The sequence below is a fragment of the Sorangium sp. So ce1504 genome (assembly GCF_051521635.1).
Taxonomy (GTDB): domain Bacteria; phylum Myxococcota_A; class Polyangia; order Polyangiales; family Polyangiaceae; genus Sorangium; species Sorangium cellulosum_B.
This window is the reverse complement of the sequence record NZ_CP150365.1, coordinates 4928473-4941661: the sequence shown is the minus strand read 5'-3', so window position 1 is coordinate 4941661 and position 13189 is coordinate 4928473. Positions and strand designations below refer to the sequence as shown.

General features: G+C 72.2%; 9 protein-coding genes. 5 read left to right on the top strand and 4 right to left on the bottom strand.

Annotated elements, in window-relative coordinates; genetic code table 11:
• Position 1: 1 nt before the first annotated feature.
• The 3 genes from WMF39_RS18580 to WMF39_RS18570 all read right to left on the bottom strand — a co-directional run bounded on the left by WMF39_RS18580 (position 2) and on the right by WMF39_RS18570 (position 5360).
• Positions 2–2251: a copper-transporting P-type ATPase gene (locus WMF39_RS18580; protein WP_437746825.1), complete on the bottom strand. Its 2250-nt coding sequence runs from the start codon at positions 2249–2251 to the stop codon at positions 2–4.
• Between the two features lie 200 nt (positions 2252–2451).
• Entirely contained in the window at positions 2452–3867 is a 1416-nt protein-coding gene (locus WMF39_RS18575; RefSeq protein WP_437746824.1) for a sigma-54-dependent transcriptional regulator, read from the bottom strand.
• Positions 3864–5360: a sensor histidine kinase gene (locus WMF39_RS18570; protein ID WP_437746823.1), complete on the bottom strand. Its 1497-nt coding sequence runs from the start codon at positions 5358–5360 to the stop codon at positions 3864–3866. The genes WMF39_RS18575 and WMF39_RS18570 overlap by 4 nt, the downstream gene beginning before the upstream one ends.
• Positions 5361–5833: 473 nt before the next feature.
• Between WMF39_RS18570 and WMF39_RS18565 the strand changes: the two genes are divergently transcribed.
• Genes WMF39_RS18565 through WMF39_RS18545 form a run of 5 tightly spaced genes read left to right on the top strand, consistent with a single transcriptional unit; the run spans position 5834 to position 12959 of the window.
• A complete protein-coding gene (locus WMF39_RS18565) occupies positions 5834–6550 on the top strand; it encodes a hypothetical protein (protein WP_437746822.1) in 717 nt (238 codons plus the stop codon).
• Between the two features lies 1 nt (position 6551).
• Positions 6552–7856: a TolC family protein gene (locus WMF39_RS18560; RefSeq protein WP_437746821.1), complete on the top strand. Its 1305-nt coding sequence runs from the start codon at positions 6552–6554 to the stop codon at positions 7854–7856.
• The gene (locus tag WMF39_RS18555) at positions 7853–8497 is read left to right on the top strand and encodes a hypothetical protein (protein ID WP_437746820.1); all 645 of its coding nucleotides are present in this window, start codon (positions 7853–7855) and stop codon (positions 8495–8497) included. The genes WMF39_RS18560 and WMF39_RS18555 overlap by 4 nt, the downstream gene beginning before the upstream one ends.
• Complete coding sequence (locus tag WMF39_RS18550) at positions 8494–9672, top strand: efflux RND transporter periplasmic adaptor subunit (RefSeq protein ID WP_437746819.1); 1179 nt, start codon at positions 8494–8496, stop codon at positions 9670–9672. The genes WMF39_RS18555 and WMF39_RS18550 overlap by 4 nt, the downstream gene beginning before the upstream one ends.
• A gap of 8 nt (positions 9673–9680) precedes the next feature.
• Positions 9681–12959: an efflux RND transporter permease subunit gene (locus WMF39_RS18545; RefSeq protein WP_437746818.1), complete on the top strand. Its 3279-nt coding sequence runs from the start codon at positions 9681–9683 to the stop codon at positions 12957–12959.
• Here the strand turns inward: WMF39_RS18545 and WMF39_RS18540 are convergent.
• Positions 12853–13173: an STAS domain-containing protein gene (locus tag WMF39_RS18540; protein WP_437746817.1), complete on the bottom strand. Its 321-nt coding sequence runs from the start codon at positions 13171–13173 to the stop codon at positions 12853–12855. The genes WMF39_RS18545 and WMF39_RS18540 overlap by 107 nt on opposite strands.
• Between the last annotated feature and the right edge of the window lie 16 nt (positions 13174–13189).

Below are 13189 nucleotides of genomic sequence, written 5' to 3'. Positions count from 1 at the left end.
ATCAGAGCTCGACCCGGCGGAGCCGGAGGGCATTGCCGATGACCGACACCGAGCTCAGGCTCATCGCTGCGCTGGCGAGCATCGGGCTGAGCAGCACCCCGAGGACCGGGTAAAGAACGCCCGCCGCGACCGGCACGCCGAGCGCGTTGTAGACGAACGCAAAGAACAGGTTCTGTCGGATGTTGCGCATCGTCGCCCGGCTGAGCTTCCGCGCGCGCAGCAGCCCGCGGAGGTCGCCGCGCACGAGCGTGATCCCGGCGCTCTCGATGGCGACGTCGGTCCCGGTGCCCATGGCGACGCCGACGTGCGCCTGCGCGAGCGCGGGCGCGTCGTTGATACCGTCGCCCGTCATCGCCACGATGCGGCCTTCGGCCTGGAGGCGCTTCACGACCGCGGCCTTCTGATCGGGCAACACCTCGGCCTCGACGTGCTCGATGCCGAGCTTCCGGGCGACCGCCTCCGCCGTCGTGCGGCTGTCGCCGGTGAGCATGATCAGGCGGATGCCCTCGTCGCGGAGGAGACGGACGGCCTCGCTGGTCGAGGCGCGCACCGGGTCGGCCACGCCGACGATGCCGGCCGCCTTGCCATCCACCGCCACGAGCATCGCCGTCTGGCCTTCTTGCCGGCGCTCCTCGGCTCGACGCGGGAGATCATCCGGCGGGATACCGAGCTCCTCGAAGAGCTTGAGGTTCCCGAGCGCGACCGAGCGCCCGGCCACCATGCCCACCACGCCCTTGCCCGTGATCGACCGGAACCCCTCTGCCGGCAGGAGCTCGAGCTCCTGCTCGAGGGCCCCGGCGACGATCGCGCTCGCGAGCGGGTGCTCGCTCCCGCGCTCGAGGCTCGCCGCGAGCCTGAGGATCTCGTTCGGCGGGAGGTCGCCCAGCGTCGCGACCGAGGCGAGCTTCGGCTTGCCCTCGGTGAGCGTGCCGGTCTTGTCGACGACGAGGGTGTCGACCTTCTCGAAGGTCTCGAGCGCCTCGGCGTTCTTGATCAGGATACCGGCCGTCGCGCCCCGCCCCGTCCCGACCATGATCGAGATGGGCGTGGCGAGGCCGAGCGCGCATGGGCACGCGATGATGAGCACAGCCACGGCGTTGACGAGCGCGTGGGAGAGCCTGGGCTCCGGCCCGACGAGCAGCCAGACCACGAAGGTCAGCGCCGCGATCGCGATCACGGCGGGCACGAAGTACGCGGCGACGGCATCCGCGAGGCGCTGGATGGGGGCGCGGCTGCGCTGGGCCTCGCCCACCATCTGGACGATCCGGGCGAGCAGGGTGTCGCGCCCGACGCGATCGGCCCGCATCACGAAGCCGCCCGTGCCGTTGACGGTGCCGCCGACCACACGGGCGCCGGGCGTCTTCTCGACCGGAATGGGCTCGCCCGTGACCATCGACTCGTCGACCGCGCTGCTCCCCTCGAGGACCTCGCCGTCGACCGGCACCTTCTCCCCCGGCCGCACGCGCAGCCGGTCGCCTGGCTGCACGAGCTCGAGAGAGACGTCCTCTTCGTGGGCGTCCGCGCCGATACGCCTGGCGGTCTTGGGGGCGAGGCCGAGGAGCGCCCTGAGCGCGCTGCTCGTCCGGCTGCGGGCGCGGAGCTCGAGGACCTGGCCGAGCAGCACGAGCGAGATGATGACGCTGGCGGCCTCGAAATAGACCGGGACCACGCCGCCGTGGCGGACCGAGTGGGGGAAGACGCCGGGCGTCAGCGTGGCCACGACGCTGTACGCGTAGGCGGCGCCCGTGCCGATGGCGATCAGGGTGAACATGTTGAGGTGCCGAGTCCTGATCGAGGCCCAGCCGCGCTCGAAGAACGGAGCGCCACACCAGAGCACCACGGGCGTGGCGAGGGCGAGCTCGATCCAGACGAGCCATCGGTCGAGGAGGTGCTGCACCGGCTGGCCCGGGATCATCTCGGACATCCCCAGCACGAGGACAACGAGGCTCAGCGGGACGCTGATCCAGAAGCGCCGGGACATGTCCGCGAGCTCCGGGTTCGGCGCGTCCTCGAGCGTCACCGTGCGCGGCTCGAGGGCCATCCCGCAGATCGGGCAGGAGCCCGGCTCCGTGCGGACGACCTCGGGGTGCATCGGGCAGACGTACTCGACGCGCGTCGCCTGGGCCGGATCGAGCGGCTTAAGGGCCATCCCGCAGACCGGATCCTTCATCTGCTCTCGGTCCAGGTCGGCAGGAGCAGGGCGGCCGTGCTCGTGAAGGTGGCCGTGATCGTGGTGATGCCCGTGGTTCATGTCGTCTCCCTCCTCGCCGACGAGCGCGGTTCGGGTTTCTTACATCCCAAGCACCCCGCGGGCGCCGCTTGTCGCTTCGCGCGGCCGCCCGGCGCTCCCGCAGCAGACGGTGCGCAATGACCCGCGATGGCGGGCGAGCAGGACCATGGTTTCCGGCGTTCGAGGCGCCGGCTCGCCCATGTTCCGCGGTGAATGCCCGCTCAGTTCTTCGATCCGTCCGTGCCCCGGCGCTCCTCGCGGAAGTCGTCGGCGGAGAGGCCGCAGCGGCGGAGGAGCCGGTAGAAGCTCTCCCGCTCGACGCCCGCGTGGGCGGCGGCCTTCAGCACGTCGCCGCGAAAGCGGCGCATCACGGCCTCCAGGTAGCGCCGGTTCATCTCCTCGCGCGACGCGTCGACCGCCTCCCGATACGAGAGCTGAGCGAGGTCCACGTCGCTCGAGCTCGTGAGCCGGAGCGGGCTCGCCCCCTGCACCTCGGACGGCAGCGACTCGAGGCGGATCTCGCTCGTCGTCTCGATGACCAGCGCCCGCTCGACGGCGCTCTTGAGCTCGCGCACGTTGCCAGGCCACCGGTACATCTGGAGCGCGCTCATCGCCGCCGCCGAGAACCCGGTCGCGGACGAGCGCGACTGCGGCGCTCGCTCGGCGAGAAACCGCTGCGCCAGGTGCGGGATGTCCTCCGCGCGCTCGCGCAGCGGGGGCAGCTCGACGACGCAGACGTTGAGCCGGAACCACAGGTCCTCGCGGAGGGCGCCCGTCTTGACCATGGCCCGGAGGTCGCGGTGCGTCGCGCTGATGAGCCGCACGTCCACCTTGCGCTCGCGCGACTCGCCGATGCGCCGCACCGCCCGCTCCTCGATCACCCGCGTGAGCTTCGCCTGGACCGTCGGCCTGAGCTCGCCGATCTCGTCGAGGAACAGCGTGCTCCCGTGCGCCTCCTCGAAGAGCCCCGCCCGGTCCGTGGCCGCGCCCGTGAACGAGCCGCGCGCGTGCCCGAACAGCTCGCTCTCGATGAGCGAACGGGGGATGGCCGCGCAGTTGACGGCGATGGGGCGGTGCGACGCGCGGGACGAGTGCTCATGGATGGCGCGCGCCACGAGCTCCTTCCCGGTGCCTGTCTCGCCCAGGATGAGCACGCTCGCGTCCGTCGGCGCCACGCGCTCGATGAGCTGGTAGAGCGCCCGCATCGCGGGCGAACGCCCCGTCATGCCCGCAAAGCCCTGGGCATCCGGCGCTTCCTGCTCGCCCTTCAGCACCGCGGCCTGCGCCGTGGCCCGCTCGACCAGCGCGCGCAGCTCGTCCGGGTCGAACGGCTTCGTCACGTAATCGTAGGCGCCCTCGCGCATGGCCTGGACCGCGGTCGGGACCGACGCATAAGCGGTCATCAGGATGAAGGGCACTCCGGGCCAGCGCGCGCGCACTGCCCGGAGCACCTCCAGCCCGTCCCCGTCGTTCATGCGCAGATCGCAGACGACGGTTGTGACCGGCTCGGTTTCAAGGATCTGGAGCGCCGTTCGCACGCCCCGCGCCGTCAGGACCTTGGCGCTCTTGCCGAGCACCTTGGAGAGCAGCGCCAGCATGTTCGCCTTGTCGTCGACGACGAGCACTGTCGGCTTCATGCGCGCTCCTGGCTCTCCCTTGCTTCCTCGATGAGGACGCCCGGCAAGTCGATCACGAACTGGGACCCGCCTCCCGGCCTGGGCTCCGCCCGGATGGTCCCGCCGTGCGCGGTCACCAGACCATAGCAGACCGCGAGGCCGAGGCCGGTGCCGTCGCGGCGGGTCGTGAAGAACGGCTCGAAGAGCCGCTCGCGCGCCGCCTCGGGAATACCGGCTCCCCGGTCCAGGACCTCGATCCGGTAGCCATCGTCCTGCCGCCTTCCGCGCACGAGGATATCGTCACCTTCCGAGGTTCCAGAGGTCGCCTCGCGCGCGTTGGTCACGAGGTTGACGATGACCTGCCGGATGCGGAGCGGATCCACGTTGATGAAGAATCGCTCGGCGTCCACGAGCGGGACTTGGTCGCGCCGCCCCGGCCCGCCGTCGCAGTGCGAGGCCGCGTCCCTGAGGAGCTCTTCGGCCTGCACGGGGCGCGGCGAGAGGATCGGAGAGCGCGCGTACATGAGCAGCTCCTCCGCGATCCGCTGGCAGGCCGCCGCTTCCTCGTCGAGGATCGAGAGCTCCTCGCGGAGCTCGGGCTTCTCCGCCTCCTTCGCCATCGTCTTCACGTAACCGCGGATCACGGCGATGGGGTTGTTGATCTCGTGCGCGACGCCGGCGGCGACGCGGCCGACCGCCGCCAGCCGCTCCGAGGCGACCAGCTCGGCTTCGGTGCGCGACAGCGCGTCCAGCATGCGGTTGAACGCGTCGGCGACCGCCGCGAGCTCCACGGCCGCCACCGGCTCGACGCGGGCGCTGCGATCTCCAGCGGTGACGCGCCCGGCGACGCGCTCGAGCGAGGCGAGCGGGGTGGAGAAAGAGCGCCAGAGCTTGCGCCCGGCGATCAAGGCGAGCGCCGCGGCGAGCGCGCAGACGGCCGTCGCGAGGATCAAAGCGAACCGGATGAACTGCTCAGCCCGGCGCTCGGCGGCCATGGCGCGCTCGTCGAAGTGACGCGCCAGGCTGTCCGCATGTTGCGTCATCCGGTCGACGAGCGCGTTCGCGCGGTCGTGCGCGTGGTGAACCTCGTGCGAGTCCTGCCGATCGATGGCGGGGAGGATGGTCATGGAGAAGAGCTGGCTGAGCTCGCGGCTCGTCTTCTCGATGTCGTCGAGCTTCGTGGCCGCCTCGGCGTCGAGGCCGGGGCGTAGCTCGGCGAGCTTCGCGCCGAGCTCGCTCACCCAGGCGTCGTGGTGCGCGACGTGGGAGCGGTCGCGCAGGATGATCGTGTGGGCCTCGTGGATGTACTGCTCGCGCGCGGTGACGCTGAGGAGCGCAGCCCGGCGGGAGGCCACCTCGAAGTCGTGGGCCTCCAGGATCGCGCGACGGGACGCGAGGCCCGTGAGCACGGTGGCGACGCCGCTCACGGCGACCAGGGCGACGAGGAGGCTGATGACCAGGAGCAGCCGGCGGCGGAGTCGATACGGGCGCTGTGGAGCGGGAGGCGGAGCCATGGAGGGGCGCATCCTCGCAAGCTGCGTACCGGGGCCGCAATCGAGCGCTGACGGGCGCGCTGAGCCGCCGATCAGGACCGGCCGACGCGGTCCCCGCCCCGGCGGGGGGTAGTTTGTGACTGAATCGGCCACTGGATCGTGACCGTCGAGGTCACCACGGGGACCGGGCGCCGCGCAGAAGCCCGGAATTCCGGGCCGCGACCGCTTGGCGCGCTGATTGCTGAGGACCCCGCTCGCCAGGGCAAGCACCTCGGCTCCAGGAAAGCACGATGCGCCAAATCCTTCTCTCTCTGCTCGTCTCGATCCCGCTTGTGGCCTGCTCCACGAAGGAGACACCTGGCCACCACCACGAAAGCACCGCCTCGACACAAGCTCCCGCCGCGGCGCCGCCCCCCACGAATGCGCCCCACGACCACGCCGCGAGCACCCGCCCCCACGCGGATCACAACGCTCGTCACGGAGGCCTGGTCACCATGGAGGGCGACAACCACGTCGAGGTCGTGGTCGGGGCCGACGGCGCCATCGACCTCTACGTCAGCGACGCGGTCCGGACGCCGATCCCGCCGAAGGACGTCTCCGGCACCATCACGATCGAGCCCAAGGGCAAGGGCGAGAAGCAGACCCTGACGCTCGCGCCGAATGAGGCGAAGGGCTCGCTCTCGGCCAAGGGCCCGGCGCCGAACAACGCGGATTACACCTGGGATCTGAAGGTCCGCGGCGCGCCGATGAAGATGACGCTCACGGTGCCGGCCAGCGGAACGGCGGCCTTCGCCGACGCGCCCGCCGACCATCCGGCCGGCGACCACGCGCACGGCTCGCCGCATGGCGGCGTCGTCCAGTCGCTCGCAGGGGGTCATGTCGAGGTGAAGCTCGAGAAGACCGGCGACATCACGGTCTGGATGCTGGATTCGGCCGAGAAGCCTCGCTCCGCGAAGGGCGTCACGGCGAGCCTCCGGCCCGTCGTCGCAGGGGCGAAGGAGACCCAGCTCGCCTACGACGAGAAGGCCGATGTGCTGCGGGGCAAGATCGATCCGGTCAAGCAGGACCACGTGGACGGGGTGCTCAGCATCACGCCGGCCGGAGGAACCGCGACCTCGCTCCGGTTCGCGTTCCATCTCGAAGGCCATGCGGGGCACGACGGCCAGAAGGGGCACGACCACGCGGGGCACGACCACCACGCGGGGCACTGAGATGACGACCCGGCGGCCGCACCGGACCCGATGCGCGATGTTCGCGGCCCTCGCTGCAACGCTGACGCTCGTGCCCGCGTCGGGCGCCCGCGGCGAAACGCTGACGTGGGCCCAGGTGAAGGCGCGCGCCGCCGCGCGGTCCCCCGCGGCGGTGGAGGCGAAGCAGGGCGCGCGCGCTGCACGCGCGGAGGCGGCCGGCGCGGGGCGCTGGCCCCGCACGAACCCCGTGCTCACGGGGGGCGTCGATCTCGGCGCACCGTTCGGACACCCGGAGGACCGGACCTTCTCGGTCGGCATCGAGCAAGGGCTCGACGTCGTCGGGGTCGCGGCCACAGCGGCGCGCGCCGGCCAGCAGAAGGTCGCCGTCGCGGAGCTGGAGGGGGTGGTGCTGAAGCTCGACGGGCTCGCCGAGGCGGCCGAGGCGTTCATCGAGCTCGAGCGAGCGCAGCGCGTGCTCGCCGTCTGGACCGAGCTCGACCGGGTCTTCGAGCGCATTGCCGCTGGCACCGCGGCGGCCTCCCGCGCCGGTGAGCGGTCGGATCTCGACGCGATCCTGGCCAGCGCCGAGAGCGCCGGTGCGACGACCGAGCTCGCCGGCGCGAAGGCCGAGCTCGCGCGCGCGCAGGCGCGGCTCGGGGTGCTCATCGCCGCTGCGGAGCCCTCGTCCCTCCGCGTCGCGGAGGCGCCGGTCCGGCCGCCAGACGCCCGTGGCCGCGACGTGCTCGTGGCCGCCGCGCTCCGCCGCCGGCCCGAGGTCGGGCTCTGGCGGGCCCGGATGGGAGAGGCCGAGGCACGGCGCGCGTTCGCCGCACGTGCCGCGCTCCCGGAGCCCACGCTGGGCCTCGGGGTCGAGGTGGGGCGAGAAGAGCGCGATGCCGCCCTGGCCAGCCCGGACGGGGCGACCGGCGTCCGGCACGAGCGCACGCAGCTTCAGATCACGCTGTCCGTGCCGCTGCCGTTCTTCGACCGGAACCAGGCCGAGCGAGCCCGCGCGCTCGCCGACGCGAGCTCCGCCAGCGAGCAGGGCGCGATCGCCGCCCGGCAGATCAGCGCAGCGGTCACTCGCGCGAGGTCCGCGGTCGACGCGAGCTGGGCGGCCCTCGCGCGGTGGCAGGCCATCGCTCCCCGGCTCGACGAGGCGCAGGCGATGGTCGAGAGGGGCTACGCAGCAGGGCAGATCGATCTGTTCGACACCCTCGCCCGCGCCGAGCGCGTCGCCCGCGCGCGCGTCCAGATCCTCGAGGCGCGCGCCGCCTACCTGAAAGCCCGCGCGGAGCTGTCCCGCGCGCTCGGAGAAGAACCATGATGCACAAGAAGCACCTCGCCTGTGCCGTGGCGCTCGCGATGGTTGCGTCGGCCCCGCGTGCCTCCGCGCACGGCGGCGAGGATCATGCGGCGCCCGCCGCGCCGACCGCCGCGAGCACCGGGACAGAGCACGTCGTGTCCGGGGAAACGGCGGTGTTCTCGGTCGTCATCAAGTACCCGGCGAAGAAGGCAGAAGGACCGTTGCCCGCGCGCCTCTACGTCGCTCGGGCCGACTCCAGCGCGCCGGTCGAAGGCGCGCGTGTCCGCCTCGAGCTGAAGGGAGGGCTGACGTTCGCCGCGGACGCGGGGAAGACGGCAGCCGCCGGCGTTTATGAGGTCGCGTTCCCCGCTGCCCCGGAAGGAGCAACCGCCAACGGGGTCGTATCGGTCGAGGCCGGGGACGCCTTCGACCTCGTGCTCGTCGGGGACCTGCGCTTCGGCGCCATCGCGCCCGCCGCCGCGCCGACCGGGATGACGCCGGGCCGGGAGTTGCCCTTCGGCGGCCTGGCGGCGGCCGCGGGAGCGCTGGCCGTGCTCAGCGGCGGGATCGGGTATGCGCTCGGGCGTCGCTCGAGGCGGAAGCCGCCTGCCGCTACCCGTCGCCCCGAGGATCCCTCCGCGCTCCCGCAGGGGGCCTCGTGAGCCGCGCCCGATCCCTGTCCATCACCGCCGCGCTCGCCATCGCCTCGGCCCTCGCGGTCACGGGCCTCGGGGAGCGCGCCGACGCGCACGGCGGCGAGGACCACAGCGTGCCCGCAAAGCCCGCAGCCAGCGCCGCGGCGGACCCGAACGTGGCCCGGGTGCCGATCGAGACCCAGTTCCTGCTCGGGCTGCGCACCGAGCGCGCGAAGCGCGGCGCGCTGGCCACGAGCCTCGGGCGGATCGGCACCGTGGTCGCGCGCCCCGCGGGCGAGCTGGCCGTCGTGGCCACGACGTCCGGCCGGCTCTTCCCGCCCGAGGGCGGGTTCCTCCGGCTCGGCGACGACGTGAAGAAGGGGCAGCTCCTCGCGACGCTCCGGCCGAGCCTGGGCGGCGCGGAGAGCGCGCAGCTCGGGCTGTCGCGCAGCGACGCCGCGTCCCGGGTCGCCGCCGCCGAGGCGCGACTCGGCCTGGCCGAACGCGAGCTCGCACGACGCCGCGAGCTCAAGGGGATCGTCGCCGAGAAGGACATCCAGGCCGCCGAGGCCGAGGTGGAAATCGCCAGGGCCGAGGTCGCGCGCGCCCGGGCGGACGTCGGGGTGCTCGCGAGCGGGGCGGGCGCGCAGCGGCTCAGCGCGACGATCGACGGGACGGTGGTCTCCGGCCGCGTGAGCCCGGGCGCCCAGGTCGCGGAGGGGACCGAGCTCTGGCGCGTCGTCGATCTGGCGACGCTCTGGGTCGACGTGCGCATCCCGGAGGCGGACGCAGCGCGCCTGGCGGGCGATCGCGCGGAGGTGACGCTCGTCACGGGTCCCGCAGCGCGCTTCGAGGCCAGACGCCTCGCCGTCGCGTCGCTGGTCGACCCGGCGACCCGCTCCGTCCAGGCGCTCTTCGAGTTCGACAACAAAGACCGGCGCGCGCGCGTCGGCGCGCTCGTCAACATCAGCATGGCGGGGAGCGCGCCCGTCGAGAGCGTCGTGGTCCCGGGTTCGGCGCTGCTCGATCGCAGCGGCACGCCCACGGTCGTCGTGAAGACCGGCCCCGAGACGTTCGAGCTGCGCGCGGTCGCGATCGGGCCGAAGTCCGCCGGCGCGATCGGGATCACGGCGGGCGTGACGGCGGGAGAGCGCGTGGTCGTCGACGGCGCCATGGCCGTCCTCCTCGCCGCCGGGGGCTAGCAGGAACCATGTTCGAAACCCTGATCCGCTTCTCCCTCAGGAACCGCCTCTTCGTCATCGCCGCGGCGGCGCTGGTGCTCGTCTACGGGACGTACTCGCTGCTGAAGCTCCCGATCGACGTCTTTCCTGATCTGAATCGGCCGACGGTCACCCTCATGACCGAGGCTCCCGGGCTGGCGCCCGAGGAGGTGGAGACGCTGGTCACGGTGCCCCTCGAGCGGGTGATGAACGGCGCGCCCGGGGTCGAGCGCGTCCGCTCTACCTCGGGCGTCGGCCTGAGCGTCGTGTACGTCGAGTTCGACTGGTCCACGGACATCTACCGCGACCGACAGCTCGTCGCCGAGCGCCTTGCCACGGTGACGGAGCAGCTCCCGAAGGGCGTCACGCCGCAGATGGGGCCCGTCGCCTCGATCATGGGGGAGATCCTGCTGATCGGGGTGCAGGGCGATGGGGTCTCGCCCATGACCCTCCGGACCCAGGCCGACTGGGTGATCCGGCCGCGGCTGCTCACGATCCCGGGGGTCGCGCAGGTGATCCCCATCGGCGGCGAGGTCCGCCAGATCCAGGTCACCGTCGACCCGGCCAAGCTCGCGGCCGCGGCGGTGTCGCTCGACGAGATCTCGCGCGCCCTGACCGGCGCGAACGCCAACGCCACCGGCGGTTACGTCGACCGGCGGGGGCTGGAGTTCCTCGTGCGGACGCTCGGCCGCGCCCGGACCGAAGCGGACATCGCCGCGACCGTCATCGCCATGCGGAACGGGACGCCGGTGACCCTGGCGCAGGTCGCCACGGTGCAAGAGGCCGCGCGCATCAAGCGTGGCGACGGGTCGATCGACGGCAAGCCCGCCGTGATCCTCTCGGTGCAGAAGCAGCCGGGCGCCGACACCGTCGCGCTCACCGGCAGCATCGACAAGGCCGTGGCCGAGCTGCAGAGGTCGATGCCCGCGGGCGTCACCATCAACCCGCACCTCTTCCGGCAGGCGACCTTCATCCAGGGCGCGGTCCACAACGTGGTCGAGGCGCTGCGCGACGGCGCGATCCTGGTCACGATCGTCCTCTTCCTGTTCCTGCTCAACTTCCGGACGACCGCGATCACGCTGACCGCCATCCCGCTCTCGTTCATCGCGAGCGCGCTCGTGTTCCGGGCCTTCGACCTGTCGGTCAACACGATGACGCTGGGCGGTCTCGCGGTGGCGATCGGCGAGCTCGTCGACGACGCCATCGTGGACGTGGAGAACGTGTTCCGGCGCCTTCGAGAGAACAGGGCGCTCGCCTCGCCGCGGCCGGCGATGGACGTCATCCGCGACGCGTCGAGCGAGGTCCGGAGCTCCATCGTCTTCGCGACGATCCTGGTGGTCCTGGTCTTCGTCCCCCTGTTCGCCATGAGCGGCATCGAGGGGCGGCTCTTCGCTCCGCTCGGGGTCGCCTACATCGTGTCGATCCTTGCATCGCTGGTTGTATCCCTGACGGTCACTCCCGCGCTCTGCTCGTATCTCTTGCCGTCCATGAAGCGCATGAGCCACGAGGAAGGCTGGCTGGTGCGCAAGCTCAAGGCCGCGGACCGGCGCGTGCTCGCGGCGTCGCTGCGGCACCCCGGGGCCGTGATGGCGGCGGCAGGCGCGCTGGTCCTCGCCGCCGCGGCGACGGTGCCGTTCCTGGGCGGCGAGTTCCTCCCGCCGTTCAACGAGGGGACGCTCACAGTGAACGTCATCGCCAGGCCGGGCACGTCGCTCGCCGAGTCGAGTCGCCTCGGCACGCTCGCCGAGCAGCTGATCCACGAGGTCCCCGAGGTCGTGTCGACCGGGCGGCGGACCGGCCGGGCGGAGCTCGACGAACACGCGGAGGGGGTCCACTATTCGGAGATCGACGTCGATCTCCGGGCGTCCGAGCGCGAGCGCGAGGTGATCCTCGGCGACATCCGCGGCCAGCTCGACAAGATCCCCGGCGTGGCGGTCAACGTGGGCCAGCCGATCTCGCACCGGCTCGACCACCTGCTCTCGGGCGTCCGTGCGCAGGTGGCCGTGAAGATCTTCGGCGAGGATCTCGGCGAGCTGCGGCGCCTCGGCAAGGCGGCGCGCGACGCGATGCAGGGCGTCGCCGGGGTGAAGGACCTGCAGATCGAGCAGCAGGTGCTCATCCCGCAGATCGCCATCAAGGTGAACCGAGAGCGCGCGGCGCAGCTCGGGGTCAACGCGGGTCAGCTCTCGGAGATGCTCGAGCTCGCCCTCGCGGGCGGTACCGTCACACAGCTTCTGGAGGGGCAGCGGACCATCGATGTGGTGCTGCGGTACCCGCCGGAGCTCCGCGAGGACACGGGCGCCTTGCGGCGCACGCTCGTCGATACGCCCAGCGGCGCGAAGGTGCCGCTGTCCGACCTCGCCGACGTGACGGAGAGCATGGGGCCGAACCAGATCAGCCGCGACGACACGCAGCGGCGCATCGTGGTCTCGGCCAACGTGGCGGGGCGCGACCTGGAGCAAGTCGTGAGCAATATCCAGCGCGCCGTGGACGCGATCCCGAAGCCGCCGGGCTACTACGCGACGTACGGCGGGCAGTTCGAGAGCCAGCGCTCGGCGTCGCGGCTGATCGGATGGCTCTCGCTCGCGAGCCTCGCCGGGATGCTGGTGGTCCTGTACTCGCAGTTCCGCTCGTGGACCGTGGCCCTCCAGATCCTCTTGAACATCCCGCTCGCTCTGGTCGGCTCGGTGCTCGCCGTCGTTCTGACCGGCGGGGTCCTGTCCGTCGCGACCCTCGTCGGGTTCATCACGCTATGCGGCATCGCCTCGCGCAACGGCATCATGATGATCTCGCACTACATCCACCTCATGAAGGAAGAGGGCGAGTCGTTCGGTGAGGCGATGATCGTCCGGGGTTCGCTGGAACGCCTCGTTCCGGTGCTGATGACCGCGCTCACCGCCGCCCTGGCGCTCGTGCCCATCGCGCTGTCCAAGGGTCAGCCGGGCAAAGAGATCCTGCAGCCCGTCGCGGTCGTGATCCTCGGCGGCCTGCTCTCGTCGACGCTGCTCGACATCGTCGTCACGCCGGCGGTGTTCCTGAAGTTCGGCCGCAGCTCCGCTGAGCGTCTGGCGAGCGCCCGGGACAGCACGGGCGGCGCCCAGGCCGACCTGGCCGGTGCCCGGGCGCAGTCCGGCGCATGCCGCGGTGCCCGAGGGCGGCCCCTCAGCGCCCGGCCGCCCGGCGTGCCCGCAGCGCGTGGTCGATGCCGCTCTCGAGGGTGCTGCGGACGACGGCGACGCCGTGGAGGCTCTCCTCGATGGCGGCGATGACCCGGGCCATCTGCGGCTGGACGCCGGTGAGCACCACCTCGGCGCCGAGCAGGCGCACGGCCTTGGCGATCTGGACCAGCCCCTGGGCGACCTCGTCCCCGGCGCCGGTGACGTCGAGGATCGCCGTACGGGCCCCGCGCTGGACCACGCCGTCGAGGAGGGTCTCGAGCACCTGGCGGGCGCGATCCTTGTCAAAGTCGCCGACGAGGGGCATGGCCAGCACGCCTTCG

Bases quoted from the DNA above. Each gene is read 5' to 3' on its own strand.
- WMF39_RS18580 (WP_437746825.1), bottom strand. From the start codon at position 2,251: ATGAACCACGGGCATCACCACGATCACGGCCACCTTCACGAGCACGGC.
- WMF39_RS18540 (WP_437746817.1), bottom strand. From the start codon at position 13,173: ATGCCCCTCGTCGGCGACTTTGACAAGGATCGCGCCCGCCAGGTGCTC.
- WMF39_RS18545 (WP_437746818.1), top strand. From the start codon at position 9,681: ATGTTCGAAACCCTGATCCGCTTCTCCCTCAGGAACCGCCTCTTCGTC.
- WMF39_RS18570 (WP_437746823.1), bottom strand. From the start codon at position 5,360: ATGGCTCCGCCTCCCGCTCCACAGCGCCCGTATCGACTCCGCCGCCGG.
- WMF39_RS18555 (WP_437746820.1), top strand. From the start codon at position 7,853: ATGATGCACAAGAAGCACCTCGCCTGTGCCGTGGCGCTCGCGATGGTT.
- WMF39_RS18575 (WP_437746824.1), bottom strand. From the start codon at position 3,867: ATGAAGCCGACAGTGCTCGTCGTCGACGACAAGGCGAACATGCTGGCG.
- WMF39_RS18565 (WP_437746822.1), top strand. From the start codon at position 5,834: ATGGAGGGCGACAACCACGTCGAGGTCGTGGTCGGGGCCGACGGCGCC.
- WMF39_RS18560 (WP_437746821.1), top strand. From the start codon at position 6,552: ATGACGACCCGGCGGCCGCACCGGACCCGATGCGCGATGTTCGCGGCC.